The organism is Telluria sp. ZT3P25 (genome assembly GCF_059685895.1).
In genome coordinates this window covers 1-16,964 of the sequence record NZ_JCASIJ010000001.1, presented here as the reverse complement: position 1 = coordinate 16,964, position 16,964 = coordinate 1, and the positions used below count along the sequence as shown (strand labels likewise).

Here is a 16,964-nt window from a genome sequence, read left to right as displayed (position 1 = left end):
CACGCGGCATTATTCACCTTCACCGAACTTGTCGTTGACCAGCGCCGTCAGGGCGGCCAGCGCGGCTTCTTCGTCGGCGCCATCGGCTTCGAGCGTGACCTTCGCGCCCTTGCCGGCGGCGAGCATCATGACACCCATGATCGACTTGGCATTGATGCGACGGCCGTTGCGGGTGAGCCAGACGTCGCTCTTGTACCTGGCGGCCAGTTGCGTGAACTTGGCGGAGGCCCGTGCGTGCAGGCCCAGCTTGTTGATGATCTCGAGTTCTTGTTGAATCATAGTCGCTTTATCGTTTTTGTAATGTGTCTGACTGCGCCCGGTATCTCCTCGCACGCATCGCCATTGCCAACGCCATCGCCGCCTGCCCTAGCCCACCCGGATCCGGTTGTCCACCCGCACTGCCCCGTTCTGCGCGCCGGCCAGCGCCATCTCGACGACCACGTCGAGCGAGTCGCGCCGGTAGGTAATCGCGCGCAGCAGCATCGGCAGGCTGATGCCGGCGATGACTTCCACGTGGCCCGCGTCGGCCAGCGAATTGCAGCAGTTCGACGGCGTGCCGCCCTTGACGTCGGTGATCACCAGGACGCCGTCGCCGTCGTCCAGGCGCGCGATGGCTTCCTTGGCCAGGCAGTTGATCTGGCCGATATCCTGGTCAGCGGTCACGTCGATTGCCTCGACGCGCTCGGTGGGGCCGCGAAACACGTGCGTCGCTGCGGCGATGAATGCCTGGCCCAAAGGTGCGTGGGTCAGGAGCAGAATGCCTACCATGTCGTTATCCAAGTACTTTCTGTTCAACCGCGTCGATGAACATCGCGGCCACGTCAAAACCGGTCTGGTCGAAGATCTCCTGGAAGCAGGTCGGGCTGGTCACGTTCACTTCGGTCAGGTTCTCGCCGATCACGTCCAATCCTACCAGTAACAGGCCACGCTCGGCCAGCAACGGGCCGAGGGCTTCGGCGATCTCGCGATCGCGCTCGCTGATCGGCTGCGCTACGCCGATGCCACCGGCGGCCAGGTTGCCGCGCACTTCGCCGTTTTGCGGAATCCGCGCCAGCACGAACGGCACCGGCTTGCCGCCGATGACCAGCACGCGCTTGTCGCCCTTGTCGATCGCCGGGATGAATTTCTGGGCCATGATCGTGTAACGGCCATTGGCCGTCAGCGTCTCGATGATCGAACCCAGATTGAGCGCGTCGCTTTTGACCCGGAAGATGCCGGCGCCGCCCATGCCGTCGAGCGGCTTGAAGATCACGTCGCCGTGCTTGGCGTGGAAGGCGCGCAGGCGCGCTTCGTCCGAAGTGACGATCGTCGGCGACGTGTATTGGCTGAACTGGCCGATCGCCAGTTTTTCGTTGTGGTCGCGGATCGCCGACGGGCTGTTGATCACGCAGGCGCCCTGGCGCACGGCCAGTTCGAGCAGGTAGGTGCCATAGACGTATTCCATGTCGAACGGCGGGTCCTTGCGCTCGATGATGGCGTCGAATTCGGACAATTTCACGTCGACGGCGGCATCGGCCGTGTACCAGACATCCGGCTCGCCCGTCAGGTGGATCTGCATCACGCGCGCGCTGACGATGCCCTCTTCGAGCACCATGTCGCGCTGTTCGAAGAAGTACAGGGCATGACCGCGCCGGGCCGCCTCGCGCATCATGGCGAAGGTCGAATCCTTGTAAATCTTGAATCCGGACAGCGGGTCGGCGAGAAAAGCGATTTTCATGGGGCGTCCAATCGATGTAATACCTTGATTTTAGCCCGAATCGGCAAACCTCGCGGCCAGGGCCCGAGGTTTGCCGGACGCAGTGCGTCAGTACACTTCCGGATTCGGATCGGTGCGTTCGAGTTCCAGCGATGCGGCCAGCATGCCCAGGCGCGCGACCACGCCATACACGTAAAAGCGGTTGGGCGCAGCGGTGCCCGGCTTGGCCTTCGGATCGGGCATCGCGTGCTGCTGCGCGAACGCCAGCGGCACGAACTGCGAACCAGGCGCATTGAGGTTCTGGTCGATGCCGCGCTCGGCGTGCACACGGTAGAAGCCACCCACAACATAGCGGTCGATCATGTAGACGACCGGTTCGGCGACGGCATCGTCGATCGATTCGAAGGTGGGCACGCCTTCCTGGATGATCAGATCGGTCACGGCCACGCCATCCTTGACCACCGACATGCGCGCGCGCTGGGCCGGGGTCAGGTCGCGCACTTCGCTCGCGTCCTTGATGGTCATGATGCCCATGCCGTAGGTGCCGGCGTCGGGCTTGAGGATCACGAAGGGCTTGCGCTCCTTCATGCCATATTCCTTGTACTTCTTCTTGATCTTCGAGAACAGCGCCGAAACATCGTCGGCCAGTGCTTCGGTGCCGACGTTCTCGCGCAGGTCGACTTCGGCGCAGGTGCTGTGCAGCGGGTTGACCAGCCACGGATCGATGTCGATCAGCTTGCCGAATTTCTTGGCCACTTCGTCCAGCGCCTTCAGGTGGTTGCTCTTGCGGCGCAGCGCCCAGCCGGCGTGCAGCGGCGGCAGCAAGGCTTGCTCATGAACGTTTTCGAGGATCGACGGGATGCCGCCCGACAGGTCATTGTTGAGCAGGATGGTGCACGGATCGAAGTCAGGCAGGCCGACGCGGCGGCCATTGGCCGAGCGCACGAGCGGCTCGAGCACGAGCATATTGCCGTCAGGCAGCGCCAGCGGCGTCGGCTCGGTGATCTCGGGCGAGAACGTGCCAAGGCGGACATGCAAGCCGGTCTGGCGGAAGATCTGCATCAGGCGCGCGACGTTCTGCAGGTAGATCGGGCTGCGGCGGTCGGCGTCCGGCACCAGGAGCAGGTTGCGCGCGTCCGGGCAGTACTTGTCGACGGCGGCCATGGCCGCCTGCACCGTCAGCGGCAGCATCTCGCTGGCCAGGTTGTTGAAGCCGCCCGGGAACAGGTTGGTGTCCACAGGTGCGAGCTTGTAGCCGGCATTGCGCAGATCGACCGAGCAATAAAATGGCGGCGTGTGCTCCTGCCACTCGAGGCGGAACCAGCGCTCGATGGCAGGCGTGGCTTCGAGGATTTTCTTTTCCAGGTCCAGCAAAGGACCGGTCTGGGCGGTGGCGAGGTGCGGAACCATTGATTGGACGTCCTTGTTGTGCGCTTCTTGTTGTTAATTAAGTTGGGAATCGCATATGGGGTTGGTCCGGGTATTTTAAAGGGCAATGCGAAGAATGCAAAAAACGCCGTCCCGCTTGCGCGGAGACGGCGTTTTTCAAGGAGGACCTACGACTGAGCGGATCAGTAACGGTAGGCCGACTCGCCGTGGCTCGTGATGTCCAGGCCTTCGCGTTCCTCTTCTTCCGGTACACGCAGACCGATCACGATATCCACCAGCTTGAAGGCGATGAAGGCCACGACGGCCGACCAGATGACGGTCACGCCGATCGCATGCGCCTGGATCCACAACTGGCCGACGATCGAGTAGCTCGTGTTCATCGCATTGGTCGTGTAATCCCAGACGCCCTGCCCGCCCAGTGCCGGCGACGCAAACACGCCGGTCAGCATCGCGCCCAGGATACCGCCCACGCCGTGCACGCCGAACACGTCGAGCGAATCGTCGGCGCGCAGCAGGCGCTTCAGACCCGTCACGCCCCACAGGCAGACGATACCGGCCAGCAGGCCGATGACCAGTGCGCCCATTGGACCGACGAAGCCGGCGCCCGGGGTGATGGCCACCAGGCCCGACACGGCGCCCGATGCGGCGCCCAGCATCGATGGCTTGTGCTTGAAGATCCACTCGCCCAGCACCCAGGTGAGGGTCGCACCGGCGGTGGCCAGCAGCGTGTTCAGGAACGCCAGTGCCGCCACGTCGCCTGCTTCGAGCGCCGAGCCGGCATTGAAGCCGAACCAGCCGACCCACAGCAGCGATGCGCCGACCATCGTCATCGGGAGCGAGTGCGGCGCCATCGATTCACGACCGTAACCGATCCGCTTGCCGATCACATAAGCGCCCACCAGGCCGGCCACGGCCGAGTTGATGTGCACCACGGTACCGCCCGCGAAGTCGAGCGCGCCCTGCTGCCACAGGTAGCCGGCAGCTGCGGTGACGGTTTGCAGCGAAGCCGCGTCGGTGATGGCGTCAGGACCGGCCCAGAACCAGACCATGTGCGCGACCGGCAGGTAGCCGAAGGTGAACCACAGCACGACGAACACCAGCACGGCCGCGAACTTGGCGCGTTCGGCAAAGGCGCCGACGATCAGCGCGCAGGTAATCGCTGCGAAGGTGCCCTGGAAGGCGACGAAGATGAATTCGGGGATCATCGTCTCTTTGCTGAAGGTCGCGGCCATCGCAAACTTGCCGGCGACCGGATCCCAGATGCCTTGCAGGAAGGCGCGGTCGAAGCCGCCGATGAACGCGTTGCCCTGCGTGAAGGCCAGCGAGTAGCCGTACAGGCACCACAGCACGATCACGAGGGCAAACACCATCATCACCTGCATCAGCACCGACAGCATGTTCTTGGCGCGCACGAGGCCGCCGTAGAACAGCGCCAGGCCGGGAATGGTCATCAGGATCACCAGCAGCGTGGCGACGAACATCCAGGCCGTATCCCCCTTGTTGATGGACGGCGCCGCCATGGCCGGCAGGGCAACGCCCAGGCCCAGCAAGGCGGTCAGTATCGTTGTAGTTATACGCTTCATGAAAACATTCCCTCTTACAGTGCGTCGTTGCCGGTCTCGCCGGTACGGATACGGATGACCTGATTCAGGTCGGCCACGAAGATCTTGCCGTCACCGATCTTGCCGGTGCGGGCAGCGCCCTGGATCGCGTCGATGACCTGGTCGACGATGGCATCGTCGACCGCGGCTTCGATCTTGATCTTGGGCAGGAAGTCGACGACGTACTCGGCGCCACGGTACAGCTCGGTGTGGCCTTTCTGGCGGCCGAAACCCTTCACTTCGGTCACGGTCATGCCTTGCACGTTGATTTCCGACAGTGCCTCTCGCACCTCGTCGAGCTTGAAGGGCTTGATGATGGCGGTGATCATTTTCATGGTATTGCCTCTTTTGCAATCAAAAAGTTTTTGAGACGGACAGCACGGCGGCGGACTTGCCGAGATTCTTGCCTTCCGGGCTCAGGTAGGCGTCGGTATTCGCCTTGTGCCACGCCAGCGCCACGGTGGCGACGCCGAAGTCCTTGGTGACGCCGACCTTGTAGTCGGTGTACGAAAACGCGCTGTTGTTCTTCAGTTTCTGGCGCCCGACGTGCAGGTTCAGGATGAAGCCATTGCTGACGTCGATGTCGGCGCCCACGTCCAGGTAGCCGCTGCGCTTGCTGTCTGCGGTGCCGAACAGATTGGTCGTCGAGTGCGAGTACTTGATGTAGGCCGGGCCGTAGCCGAGTTTGCCGTACAGTTCGAACGTGTTCGCGCTCGGGTTCAAGCCGTTGTCTGGATAGTAGTAATACAGGCCGCCAATGTCATAGCTGATCGCGTCGCTCAACTGACCGCGCTTGCCGCCATAGACGTCCCATTCGATATTGCCGTCGCCGCCCAGGTCTTTCGTCCATTTGATGGTGGAAAGCCAGGTGCCCACGTAGAAGCCGGATGGGCCATGTACGTAGTCGACGCCGCCCTGCAGGGCCGGGTCGAGGGCTGTTTGCGACAGACCGCGGTAACGGTAGTCGCTGGTGATGCTCGCGTTGTAGCTCACCTGGTGTTCGGCGGGTTGTTCCTGTGCCATGCCCTGCGCGCTGGTAAGAGCCAACACTGCCAGGACAACTGCGCTGAATTTTGCTTTGCACTTCATGACAAACCCCCTTGATGAACAACATGAAAAATGACTGCTTGTGGATCCTTGTAATGTTCTTTATCTAGGCTTTATTTAGCAGGATGCGTGCCAGCTCATAGCCAGCTCATAAACGGGAAAAAGGTCCTTGTTTTTTTGGTAAACACGCCCCACATCGGTTTTGCTACAACACAACGGACCGCACACGGCACCCAGACGGCCGTTCGGCGCACTACATCAGGTCACATTGCACCATCATGGAGCGTGCGGCCTCGGCAGAAAGGGAAATGGATATGAGTAATAGCAACTTCTTCAGCGACTTGCAGGGCAAGATCAACCAGGCGCTCGAGAGCGGCCCGGCCAAGGACATTGAACGCAATGTGAAGGCGGCCATGACGTCGGGCTTTTCCAAGCTCGATCTGGTCACGCGCGAGGAATTCGATATCCAGGCCCAGGTGCTGGCCAAGACCCGCAGCAAGCTCGAGGCGCTCGAACTGCGCGTGAGCGAGCTTGAAGCCAAGCTGGGTGCAGGCAACACCACGGCGTCGCCGGCAACCTCATCGGCAACCTCGGCGACAGCGGCATCGGCATCTGCCGTGTTTCCGACCTCGGGCAGCTCGGCCATTCCAATGCCAGGCGCTGCGCCATCGGCTACTGCGCCGTTCCCGGCTGCACCGGAAGACCCGACGATCGTCGTGCCGCCAACGCTCGACAAGCATTAAACAGTCCTCAGGCCAGCCCGCCTCGCGCGGGTGGCCTCGGCAGCAGCAGCGACAGGCCCGTGTCGCCATCTTTTGACGCGCATCCCGGCTTATACTGGTTGTCTTTACGGAGACCACGATGACCCGACAGTTTGCCGCGCTGATCACCACCTTGACCCTGCTGGCCATGCCAGTCCCGATCCACGCGCAGCCAACCGCTGCCGGTGGTGACGTTCGTCCGGAGATCCTGCGCCAGCTCGATGGCGCCTGGACCATGACGGGTGATGTGCGCGGCAAACCGGTCACCTACCGCATGGTTGCCAAGCCAGCCTTGCACGGCACATTCACCGAGCTGCGCATGCAGGATGTGCAAATGCCCGCGCAGTATGAAGCAGCCGTCTTCGTCGGCTACGATGCCGCCAGCAAGACCATCATCGCGCACTGGATGGACAGCTTCGGCGCCAAGTACTCGGTCCCGCACGGCAGTGGCGACATCACCGGCAACGTCGTCACATTCACCATTCACTACCCGAGCGGCCCGTTTCGCAATACCTGGCGTTTCGATCCGGCCACCTCGACGTGGCAGTTCGCGCTCGAGGCGGCGCAGCCGGACGGCTCGTGGAAGCACTTCGCCGGCTACGCGCTCAGGCGCGACTGAGCGCGCCCGGGCCGGCGGGCTTCAATCGACGCTGACTTCCTTGCGGTTGTCACGCGCCACACGGTCGATCAGCTTGTTGTACGGATCGACACCCACGTCAAACGGCTGCTCCTTGACAGTCACCGTCACGGTCGGATTCTCACCCCGCAGTACGCGCTTCTCCAGTAGCAGCACGCGCTCGTCCGATTCCTTGGCATCCTTCGCGCGCGCGAACACGCCGATCTCCACGGCTTCGTCATAGGTGCGCGGCGTTTCCTGTCCCTTGCCGTCGGCCTGCATCTTCGCCAGATGCAGTTTCATCGTCACGTCCCACTGCCCGTCCGGACGCTTGACGGCCTTTGCCTCGGTCACGCGGTTATCGTAGAAGACGATGCGCTCGAACAGGTCGGCGATCAGCGCGTGCTTGCCGACCGGGGCTTCGGCGCGGATGTAATCGACCAGTTCGGCGGATGTCGCAAACGGTGCCTCCTGATAGCCCTTGTCCTGCAGGAAGCGCTTGAGGGCGCGGTTGAGTGCCGCTTCACCGATCTCGTCACGCAGGCGGTAGAAGACCAGGCTGCCCTTGCGGTAGTGGATGTAGTCCTGGTTTTCCACGCGCACCAGCGGCAGCTCCTCGATCTTTTCGGCGCCGCGCGAACTGAGGTAGCGGTCCAGTTCATAGCGCAGGAAACGGCGCATCTGGTGCGGGCCGTATTCCTTCTCCATCACCATCAGCGCCGAGTACTGCGCCAGCGATTCGATCAGCATGCTCGCGCCCTGCACATTCGCGGCCGTGACCTGGTGGCCCCACCACTGGTGCGCCATCTCATGCGCCGTCACGTAGAAGACGTAGTCGATGTCCTCTTTGTCGCGCAGGTCGGCGATGAAGCCGATCGATTCCGAGAACGGGATCGTGTTGGCGAACGATTGCGCGAAGCGCTGGTAGTTCGGGAATTCCAGGATGCGCACCTGCTTGTGCTGGTACGGCGTGAACTGGGTCGTGAAGTAGTCGAGCGACTTTTGCGTGCCCGCGATCATCCGGTCCACGTTGTAGGCATGTTTCGGATCGTGATAGATCTCGATAGCAATGCCGTGCCAGTCGCTTTTCCTGACCTGCCAGTTGGCCGAGAGGTAGGCGAAGAACGGCATCATCTTCTGGTCCATCTTGTAGCGATAGTAGTTGCGGCCGTTTTCCTTCCACGCCTTTTGCAGGTAGCCCGGTGCCAGCGCGATCTGGTCGCCGCTGGTCGAGACGGTGGTGTCGAAGCTGATCCAGTCGGCGTCGTCCCCGAACATCGTGTTGGCGCGGGCCGCCTGGTTTTCAAGCTTGGCCATGCGCTCCGGTTCACCCAAGCCGCGCTTGCGGCGCTCGTTGCGGTCCAGTAGTTCGAACTCGCTCTGGTAGCCGACCAGCGGGAAGAACTCGCGGTTGTTGAAGAACGTGCCGTTCAGGTTGAGCGTGTCGCCCCTGCCCGCGTTGGAAAAGCCGGGCCGGCGCACGTCGACCGTGAAGTCCAGCGCCAGGCGGGCGCCCGGCGCCGTCGGCTGCGCGAGCTTAAGTATCCGGAAGCCCGCTACCTGGTCGTCCAGGACCACCGTGTGTGCGGGCAGTCCGGCGAAGGTGGTCACGACATCCGGATTGACTTGCAAGCGCAGCGTGTCGAGCGGCTGGCTGGTCTTGTTCTCGAAGACGTAACGGCCCTTGACCATCACGCGCCGCTCGGCCGGGTAGATGTCCACCGCAGCGAGCACGTCGACGATCTTCACGTGCGGCAGGTCCTTGTACTTGCGGTAGGTCTTTTCGTACCTGGCCTGCTTGTCCATCGCCACGTTCTGCGCTTCGTAGCGGCCCAGCGTGACGGTATTGTGGAAGATCCAGCCGCCCACCAGCGCGAACGCGATCGTGCAGGCAGCCAGCGCAACGCCCGATGCACTCTTGAGGCGTCGCGTCGCTTCGCGCGTGCGCGTGCGCCACTCGACCGACAGGCCCCGCACCCAGAACGCCTGGGCCACGATCAGGCCCGCCACGACAAACAGGGTCCAGTACAGCGCAAACCACGACCAGCCCGTGACGAAGTGGCCGAAGCCGTTCATGTCCGAGTACGGCGTCTCGGGCAGCAGACCGATGTTGTACAGGTTGTGATCGAAGTGCAGGACCGACAGAACAATCTGCGCCACGATCAGCACGATCATGAACAGGTAACCCAGAAACTTGTTGTTCGTGACGACCTGCAGCGCGACGGCGATCAGCGCCATCAGGATGTACGGCATGCCGGCCATGAACACGCCCTGCAGATACACCATTGGTTCGATCGGCGCCCCGCCCTTGTACAGCTGGATGGCGATCGCAGTCAGGATCCCGGCAAACAGGAAGGCCAGCACCACGCCCACGAGGGCCAGGCTTTTCGCCACCAGCGGCGCCCAGTTCGGCATCGGCATTGCATCGCTCACGTCGGCGATGCCGGCCTGGCGCTCCTTGAAGATCAGTTCACCGGCGTAGAAGATCACGATGATGAGCAGCAGGAAGTTGTAGCTGCCCTTGAGCAGCTCGATCATCAGGTAGGTGCGCGGGTAGACGTCGGTGCCGAACATCTGGTGCAGCTGACTCGAGCTGCCCACCATATTGAGTACGCCGAACAGCAGCATGACCAGGAACGGCACGCTCTTGAAGACGGCCACGGCATCGAAGACGAAGATGTGCCAGCACTGGGTCCAGCGCGTGGCGCGTGTGAAGCGCGGCACGATGCGTGGCAGCGCGACGTGCGCCGGGGTGCCGGCGGCCGGCGCTGCCGCTTTGGCCTTGCCGAACAGGCGCTTGCCGGTGCCGGCGCGCTGCGGCTTGAACAGCACCAGTGTGAGGCCAAGCAGCGTCAAGCCGACCACGCTCCACAACAGCCGGTTGGCCAACATATAGCCGCCGATGGCCGGCAGGCCGGCATTCGATTCGGCAGTCGAGAAGTAGCGCGTGGCGCGGCCAAGGGCGCGCAGGCCGAACGGGTCGGCCAGCACGGCGAACCACTCATTGTCGATATTGCTGGTGAATTTGCCCGCCAGGATCCACAGCACGAAAAACGCCATCACGCCGACATACACCATCATGATCGAGCGCGTCGTCGCGGCCAGCAGCATCAGCAAGGCGCCGATGAAGAGCAGGTTCGGCATCACCAGCACGCACAGCGCCCAAAGGTAGGCCGCGCCGGGGAACGGCCCCACGCGCTCGGCGTCGATCCACGGCATCAGGGGACCGAGCATCATGCCCGCCACGATCACCGCAAAGATCACCATGCAGGCCAGCAGACCAGCCAGGAAGCGGCCGACGAGGTAGTCGTGCTTTTTCATCGGCGTGGCAAACAGCATGTCGGAGATGCCGACGTCGCCATCGCGCAGCACCGAGCCGGCGATGAAGATGGTGACGACGAACATCGACATCAGGCTGAAGACGCCGAGCAGCTGCGCGACGACGACCGGCGCATTGCGATTCACGTTGCCGATGCTGCCGCCGATCTGGATCGCATCGGTGGTGGTCGCACCAAAGGCCAGCGCGCCGAAGATCAGCGCGCACACCCACAACAGCGGCTGGCGCAGCTGGATGCCCAGCTCGAACTTGAAGAATTCCCGTAGCATGCCGGCTCCTTACGCGACGACTGGTGCGGTGGATGCCGACGCCGCATCGGTTGCCGCATCGGTCATCGAAGCGGCCGTGCGGTTGGCGTTGCGGATCTGGAGGAAGTAGACGTCTTCCAGGTCTGGCTCCACGCTGACGAAGCCGTCGTCCGGCTGCGATTCGGCGAACACGTTGATCTGCGGGCGCCCTGCCACCAGGCGCGTGGAGAGCACGTTGAAATCGCGCTGGTAGTCGGCCAGCGCATCCTGGCTGACGGTGCGGCGCCACACGCGGCTCCGGAGTGTATCGATCGCAGCTTGCGGCTCGCCCTGCAGCAGCACGGTGCCCTTCGCGATCATCGCCATGCGCGGGCACAGGTCGGTGACGTCTTCGACGATGTGGGTCGACAGGATCACGACCACCTGTTCGCCGATCTTGGCCAGCAGGTTCAGGAAGCGGTTGCGTTCATCGGGGTCCAGACCTGCGGTCGGTTCGTCGACGATCACCAGGCGCGGCGCGCCAAGCAACGCCTGCGCGATGCCGAAGCGCTGGCGCATGCCGCCCGAGAAGGTGCCCAGGCCGCGCGAGCGCGCTTCCCACAGATTGGTCTGGTGCAGCAGCGCTTCGACCATCTCCTTGCGCTCGCCCTTGGCCGTCAGGCCCTTGAGGACGGCGAAATGATTCAGCAGTTTTTCGGCGCTCACTTTCGGATATACGCCGAAGTCCTGCGGCAGGTAACCGAGCTGGCGGCGCAAGCCCTCCTTGTCCTTCAACACATCCAGGCCGTTGAAATCGATGCTGCCGCTGTCGGGGTCCTGCAGCGTGGCGATCGTGCGCATCAGCGACGACTTGCCGGCGCCGTTCGGGCCGAGCAGGCCGAACATCCCGGTTGGGATCTCGAGACTGACATTGTTGATCGCCTTGACGCCGTTGGCATAGGTCTTGTTGAGCTGCTTGATCGATAGCATGGACGGATTCTCCGGGGAAGGTTGCGGTTGTCGTTGTTGTTCACGATCAATGTAACGTTAATAAAAAGCAATGTCAGCATTTTGTGACAGACGGTATGAATCGCGGCATGAACGACGAGATCACCGGTATATGCATCGGTCATGAAAGGGCAAGCACGCGCACGCCTGTCCGCTCTCAAACGGTGGCGCGATGCCCGCTTTAGGATGGGGCACCCTGGCGTTCTGCAGAAGGAATCCGATGAGTCTCGCCGTCCTGAAAAGCCGCGCGCTGGCCGGCATGGCTGCACCGCCCGTCAATGTCGAAGTCCATCTGGCCAACGGCCTGCCCGGCTGGACGATCGTCGGCTTGCCCGACACCGAGGTGCGCGAAGCGAAAGACCGCGTGCGCGCTGCGTTGCAGAATTCGGGCTTCGATATTCCGCCGCGCCGCATCACGATCAATCTCGCGCCAGCCGATCTGCCCAAGGAATCCGGCCGCTTCGATCTGCCGATCGCGCTGGGCATCCTGGCCGCGTCGCACCAGATCCGGGGCGATGCGCTGGAACGTTACGAGTTCGCTGGCGAATTGTCGCTGTCGGGCGAGCTGCGGCCGGTCCGCGGCGCATTGGCGATGGCGTTTGCGATGGTGCGTGCGGGTTCTTCACGATCTGATGCGCAGGGCCGGGCCTTCATCCTGCCGCTGGCCAATGCCGATGAAGCGGCGCTGGTCGACGCGGCCGAGATCTTGCCGGCGCGCACGCTGCTCGAGGTCTGCGCGCACTTCGCCAATGCGCCCGATGCGCCCAAGCTGGTGCGGCATGTGGGACCGGCCCTTGCGCATGCCGTGTGCTACCCCGATTTCGCCGAGGTCAAGGGCCAGCAGCATGCCAAGCGCGCGCTCGAGGTGGCGGCGGCCGGCGCGCATTCGTGCTTGCTGGTCGGCCCGCCCGGCGCGGGCAAGAGCATGCTGGCGGCGCGCCTGCCTGGCTTGCTGCCGTTGATGAGTGACGCCGAAGCGCTCGAATCGGCTGCCGTGCAATCGCTCGCGGGCGGCTTCTCGCCACAGCGCTGGCGCCAGCGGCCGTTTCGCAGCCCGCATCACACGACGTCCGGCGTGGCCCTGGTGGGCGGCGGCAGCGTACCGCGGCCTGGTGAAGTCTCGCTCGCACATCATGGGGTGCTGTTCCTGGACGAGCTGCCCGAGTTCGACCGGCGCGTGCTCGAGGTGCTGCGCGAGCCGCTCGAATCGGGCCAGATCACCATTTCACGCGCGGCGCACCAGGCCGATTTTCCGGCCCGTTTTCAGCTCATCGCGGCGATGAATCCGTGTCCGTGCGGCTGGCTCGGTCATGCCAGCGGCAAGTGCCACTGCCTTGAGGCCGCGGTGCTGCGCTATCAGAGCCGCATCTCGGGGCCACTGCTCGATCGCATCGATATCCAGTTGCCGGTCGCAGCGCTGGGCCCGGAGAGCATGGGTGCACGCGCCGATGGAGAACCGAGCAGCGTGATCGCAGTACGGGTAGCGCAGGCGCGTGCGGTGCAGGTAGCGCGCCAGGGGTGGCCCAACAGTCACCTCGGCCCGCGCGACATCGACCGTTACTGCGCGCCCGATGAAGCCGGAGAACGCCTGTTGCACGCCACAGCCCGGCACCTGCACTGGTCGGCACGTGCGTATCACCGCGTGCTCAAGGTCGCGCGCACGGTGGCCGACCTGGCCGGCAGCGAGCACGTAGTCGCCACGCACGTGGCCGAGGCGATCGGGTACCGGCGCGCGTTGCAGCGTGAGTAGCGGCGTGAGTTGCAGGTGTTGCGTTCTGCGGCGCTGCTGTTACCATCGACGCATGCGACCCTCTCCCGTGCGTGCCCTGCAGATTGTCCCGATCCTCCTGGCCAGCGCGCTGCTGGCCGGCTGTAATCCGGCCTATAACTGGCGTGACTACACGAGCGAGGATGGCCGCTTCAAGGCGCTGTTTCCGGCCAAACCCGCGACCCTGAGTCGCACGGTGGACCTGAACGGCATGCAGGTCGAGATGACGATGACGGCGGCGAAGGTCGACAACACCACCTTCGCCATCGGTACCGGCGTGGCGCCCGATCCGGCGCGCGCGCAGGCTGCGCTGCCGGCCATGCGCCTGGCGCTGCTGCGCAATATCGGCGCGCCCGACACTGCGACCACTGGTGACCTGAGCGTGGATGTCACGGGCGCCGGCCAGGGCACATCGATGCACCTGAGCGGGCGCTTCGTGGCAAAGGGCAACCGCTTCTACCAGGTGATCGTGCTTGGCCCTGCAGGCAAGACGCCGCTGGAACAGATCGAGCAGTTCCTCACATCCTTCACGAGCTTCTGAGGTCACCCATGGATGACCAGCTCCCCGCCCTGCGCCTGGTCGGCCTGCGCAAGCAGTTCGGCCGCCCTGCCGTCGATGACCTCGACCTGCTGGTCCGGCGCGGAGAGTTCTATGCGCTGCTCGGGCCGAACGGCGCCGGCAAGACGACGACGCTGCGCCTGGTCACGGGCCTGCTGGCGCCCGACGCCGGCACGATCGAGGTGTTGGGAGTGGACATGACTGCGGCGCCGGCAGCGGCCAAAGCAAAGCTGGCCTATCTGCCGGACGAGCCGATGTTATATGGGAAGCTCAAGCCGTTCGAGTACCTCGAATTTGTTGCCGGCCTGTGGGGCGTGCCAGCGCAGGACGCCGAACCGCGTGCACGCGAACTGCTCGACTGGCTCGACCTGAGCCAGCATGCGCATGAGCTGACCGAAGGTTTTTCGCGCGGGATGAAGCAAAAGCTCGCGCTGGCCGGCGCCCTGATCCACGACCCGGAACTCCTGATCCTCGACGAGCCGCTCACTGGTCTTGACGCAGCAGCGGCGCGCCAGGTGAAAGACCTGCTGCTGGCGCACGTGGCCAAGGGCGGCACCGTCATCCTGACAACACACATCCTCGAAGTGGCCGAGCGCCTGGCGCACCGCATCGGGATCATTCGCCAGGGCCGGCTGATCGCCGAAGGCACGCTGGACGCGCTGCGTGAACGTACGCCGGGCGGCAGCCTGGAAGACATGTTCCTGCACCTGATGGCCGCGCCATGAGGCTGGCGCCGGGCAGCGTCGGCTGGCTGCTGCGGCACGAGCTGCGGCTTGCCTGGTTCAATGCGGCGGGCGGCAAAGCGGCGGACGGGCGGCGCCGGCCAGGCAATCTGGCGCTCGGTCTGGCGGCTGCTGGCTGTATCGCCATGCATGTGGGAGGCTGGTTTGTCGTGCGCCAGCTGGCAGGGGTGCCTGGTGACGATCCGCGCATCCTGCTGGCAGTGTCCGCGCTGCTGATCGTGGCCACGACCTTCATGCTGTCATCGGCGATCAAGGCGTGTGTCGTCGTGATGTTCGAGCGCAGCGACCTCGATCTGCTGCTGTCGTCACCCCTGCCCTCGCGCAGCATTTTCACGGTGCGGCTGCTGGGCGTGTGCGCAGGCACGGCGGCGCTGTACCTGTTTTTGCTGGCGCCGTTCGCGCATGCGGGGCTGCTGCAGGGCCAATTTCGCTGGCTCGGGATCTATCCCGGCGTGATCGCCCTTGCGGTGCTGTGCAGCTGTGGCGCCATGCTGCTCACGCTTGGCCTTGTACGTCTGCTCGGTGCGCGCCGCACGCGCGTCGTGGCGCAGATCGTCGGGGCGCTGGCCGGCGCGCTGCTCGTCATCGCGTCGCAGCTGCATGCGCTCACGTCCAAACAAACGCAGGATGGCATTCGCGATACCGTGCTGGGGATGGTGCAGGCGGAGGATGCAGCGAATAACCCGCTCTGGCTGCCGGCGCGGGCGATGCTGGGCGAGCCGTTGCCGGTGCTGCTACTGGGCGCCCTCGCGTGCGGCATGTTCGTGCTGACGACCTGGCGTACGCATCGCTTCTTTGCGCGCGGGCTGCAACTGGCCGCGTCGACGCCTTCGATCGCTGCGGGCAAGGCGTCATCGACACCGGCGCGGCCCCGTTTCGGGCGCAGCCTGTTTCGCGCGGTGGTCATCAAGGAATGGCGCCTGATCGTGCGCGATCCGCAGTTGCTGTCGCAGGTGATGCTGCAAATCCTGTTTTTGCTGCCGTTGTTCTTCCTGATTTTCAAGCGCGCCGACGTCCAGGTGCAAGCCATCGGCGCGGGGCTGGCACTGCTGTGCAGTTCGCTGACGGGCGCGTTGGCATGGATTGCCTTGTCGGCTGAGGATGCGCCGGATCTGCTGCTGGTATCGCCCGCGTCGCAGCGCACCGTACGGCGCGCCAAGCTGGCAGCAGCGATGATGCCAGTCCTGGGGTTGGTGGCTGTTCCTCTGCTATGGCTGACAGTGCGGATGCCTGCGGTCGGGCTGATCGGATTCCTGGTCGTGTGCGGCGCTGTCATGGGTGCCGGTCTGGTGGTGTTCTGGTGTGGTCGGCCTGGCGTGCGCAGCGATTTCAAGGGGCGGGGCAAGGGTGGCTTCGTGATGAACGTGCTTGAGTTGTTCAACAGCCTGGCGTGGGGCGCTTTGGGATGGCTGTTGTCGGCTGCCACGCTTGGTCCATTGGGCGACATGGGCATCCTCGTAGCAGCAGGGGCTGCATTGCTCGCCATCGGCGTACCTGGCATTGCCTGGATGTTGCGGTCCCGGCCGGTGTGAGCGCGACCGCACTGTGAAGGGGCGCGAGTCGTGCTATCGTTTAATTACTAACAAAACCAAGAGATAGCTATGTTGATTACATTTAAATGCAAAACGTATCCAGAAGTTCTGATGTATCAGGAACATGCCAAACGTATCCTTGACCTGCTGCACAAGGAGCCAGAGCGCGGCGTGATTACCTCGGCCGAAGCCAGTCAGGTGATTTCGCTGGTCGAGGAAGAGATCGAAGAGTCGCGCAAGCATCAGGTGTCGGATCAGGTGGCGCACGATGTCCATGCGCATCACCGCGATGAAGATGACCATGACCATCAGGCAATCGAGGTCGTCAGTTTCTCGACCCGCATGTATCCGCTGCTGGAAATGCTGCGCTCGGCGCGTGATAACAAGACCGATATCCTTTGGGGTGTGTAAGCAGGCTTTGGCTTATCTTTGTCTGCATGTAAAAAGCCCGCTGATGTGAGTCAGCGGGCTTTTTTTGCGCCACATCGGTCGAGTGGCACTGGTTATTTGATGATGTGAATATCATCGCCCCAAAGCGAAAAGCCCCACTCAGATAACTGAGTGGGGCTTTTCTATATAACTAGCCTGACGATAACCTACTTTCACACTGGTTGCAGCACTATCATCGGCGCAAAGTCGTTTCACGGTCCTGTTCGGGATGGGAAGGGGTGGGACCGACT

The 16,964-nt window shown here is 63.5% G+C and carries 15 protein-coding genes, 1 rRNA gene and 1 pseudogene; 7 read left to right on the top strand and 10 right to left on the bottom strand.

The window, feature by feature from the left end; genetic code table 11:
* Positions 1 to 9: 9 nt before the first annotated feature.
* From AC56LY_RS00085 to AC56LY_RS00055, 7 genes are all read right to left on the bottom strand, one after another.
* Positions 10 to 279 carry an HPr family phosphocarrier protein gene (locus AC56LY_RS00085; RefSeq protein WP_183556652.1) on the bottom strand — a complete coding sequence of 90 codons (270 nt, stop codon included), beginning with the start codon at positions 277 to 279 and terminating at the stop codon, positions 10 to 12.
* Between the two features lie 87 nt (positions 280 to 366).
* Positions 367 to 768, bottom strand: a complete 402-nt coding sequence (locus tag AC56LY_RS00080) for a PTS sugar transporter subunit IIA (protein ID WP_183556650.1) — start codon at positions 766 to 768, stop codon at positions 367 to 369.
* A 4-nt stretch (positions 769 to 772) separates the two neighbouring features.
* A complete protein-coding gene (gshB, locus tag AC56LY_RS00075) occupies positions 773 to 1,717 on the bottom strand; it encodes a glutathione synthase (RefSeq protein WP_499575384.1) in 945 nt (314 codons plus the stop codon).
* A gap of 87 nt (positions 1,718 to 1,804) precedes the next feature.
* Positions 1,805 to 3,106: a glutamate--cysteine ligase gene (gene gshA, locus AC56LY_RS00070; protein ID WP_183556646.1), complete on the bottom strand. Its 1,302-nt coding sequence runs from the start codon at positions 3,104 to 3,106 to the stop codon at positions 1,805 to 1,807.
* 161 nt (positions 3,107 to 3,267) lie between these two features.
* Positions 3,268 to 4,668 carry an ammonium transporter gene (locus tag AC56LY_RS00065; protein WP_183556644.1) on the bottom strand — a complete coding sequence of 467 codons (1,401 nt, stop codon included), beginning with the start codon at positions 4,666 to 4,668 and terminating at the stop codon, positions 3,268 to 3,270.
* 14 nt (positions 4,669 to 4,682) lie between these two features.
* The gene (gene glnK / locus AC56LY_RS00060) at positions 4,683 to 5,021 is read right to left on the bottom strand and encodes a P-II family nitrogen regulator (RefSeq protein ID WP_137171558.1); all 339 of its coding nucleotides are present in this window, start codon (positions 5,019 to 5,021) and stop codon (positions 4,683 to 4,685) included.
* Positions 5,022 to 5,040: 19 nt separating this feature from the next.
* Positions 5,041 to 5,775, bottom strand: coding sequence for a TorF family putative porin (locus AC56LY_RS00055; RefSeq protein ID WP_499575381.1), 735 nt, complete (start codon positions 5,773 to 5,775; stop codon positions 5,041 to 5,043).
* A 272-nt stretch (positions 5,776 to 6,047) separates the two neighbouring features.
* Between AC56LY_RS00055 and AC56LY_RS00050 the strand changes: the two are divergent.
* Together AC56LY_RS00050 and AC56LY_RS00045 are read left to right on the top strand one after the other, a co-directional pair.
* A pseudogene (locus tag AC56LY_RS00050) lies at positions 6,048 to 6,281 on the top strand (accessory factor UbiK family protein); the annotation flags it as partial.
* Positions 6,282 to 6,594: 313 nt separating this feature from the next.
* Positions 6,595 to 7,113 (top strand): DUF1579 family protein, encoded by a 519-nt coding sequence (locus AC56LY_RS00045; protein ID WP_499575378.1) that lies wholly within the window; start codon positions 6,595 to 6,597, stop codon positions 7,111 to 7,113.
* Between the two features lie 21 nt (positions 7,114 to 7,134).
* On the opposite strand, the gene AC56LY_RS00040 is transcribed toward AC56LY_RS00045, so the two are convergent.
* Both AC56LY_RS00040 and AC56LY_RS00035 read right to left on the bottom strand, forming a co-directional pair.
* Complete coding sequence (locus AC56LY_RS00040) at positions 7,135 to 10,716, bottom strand: ABC transporter permease/M1 family aminopeptidase (RefSeq protein ID WP_499575374.1); 3,582 nt, start codon at positions 10,714 to 10,716, stop codon at positions 7,135 to 7,137.
* A gap of 9 nt (positions 10,717 to 10,725) precedes the next feature.
* Positions 10,726 to 11,664 (bottom strand): ABC transporter ATP-binding protein, encoded by a 939-nt coding sequence (locus AC56LY_RS00035; RefSeq protein WP_499575372.1) that lies wholly within the window; start codon positions 11,662 to 11,664, stop codon positions 10,726 to 10,728.
* Positions 11,665 to 11,902: 238 nt separating this feature from the next.
* Here AC56LY_RS00035 and AC56LY_RS00030 point away from each other — a divergent pair, with 238 nt between their 5' ends.
* The 5 genes from AC56LY_RS00030 to AC56LY_RS00010 all read left to right on the top strand — a co-directional run bounded on the left by AC56LY_RS00030 (position 11,903) and on the right by AC56LY_RS00010 (position 16,695).
* Entirely contained in the window at positions 11,903 to 13,432 is a 1,530-nt protein-coding gene (locus AC56LY_RS00030; RefSeq protein ID WP_499575370.1) for a YifB family Mg chelatase-like AAA ATPase, read from the top strand.
* A gap of 52 nt (positions 13,433 to 13,484) precedes the next feature.
* Positions 13,485 to 13,991, top strand: coding sequence for a hypothetical protein (locus tag AC56LY_RS00025; RefSeq protein WP_499575367.1), 507 nt, complete (start codon positions 13,485 to 13,487; stop codon positions 13,989 to 13,991).
* Between the two features lie 8 nt (positions 13,992 to 13,999).
* Positions 14,000 to 14,734 (top strand): ABC transporter ATP-binding protein, encoded by a 735-nt coding sequence (locus AC56LY_RS00020; protein ID WP_499575365.1) that lies wholly within the window; start codon positions 14,000 to 14,002, stop codon positions 14,732 to 14,734.
* A complete protein-coding gene (locus tag AC56LY_RS00015) occupies positions 14,731 to 16,284 on the top strand; it encodes a putative ABC transporter permease subunit (RefSeq protein ID WP_499575363.1) in 1,554 nt (517 codons plus the stop codon). Before AC56LY_RS00020 ends, AC56LY_RS00015 begins: the two co-directional genes overlap by 4 nt.
* A gap of 69 nt (positions 16,285 to 16,353) precedes the next feature.
* Positions 16,354 to 16,695: a DUF1840 domain-containing protein gene (locus tag AC56LY_RS00010; protein ID WP_499561479.1), complete on the top strand. Its 342-nt coding sequence runs from the start codon at positions 16,354 to 16,356 to the stop codon at positions 16,693 to 16,695.
* Positions 16,696 to 16,867: 172 nt separating this feature from the next.
* Here AC56LY_RS00010 and rrf read toward each other — a convergent pair.
* Positions 16,868 to 16,964, bottom strand: a 5S ribosomal RNA gene (gene rrf / locus AC56LY_RS00005); the annotation flags it as partial.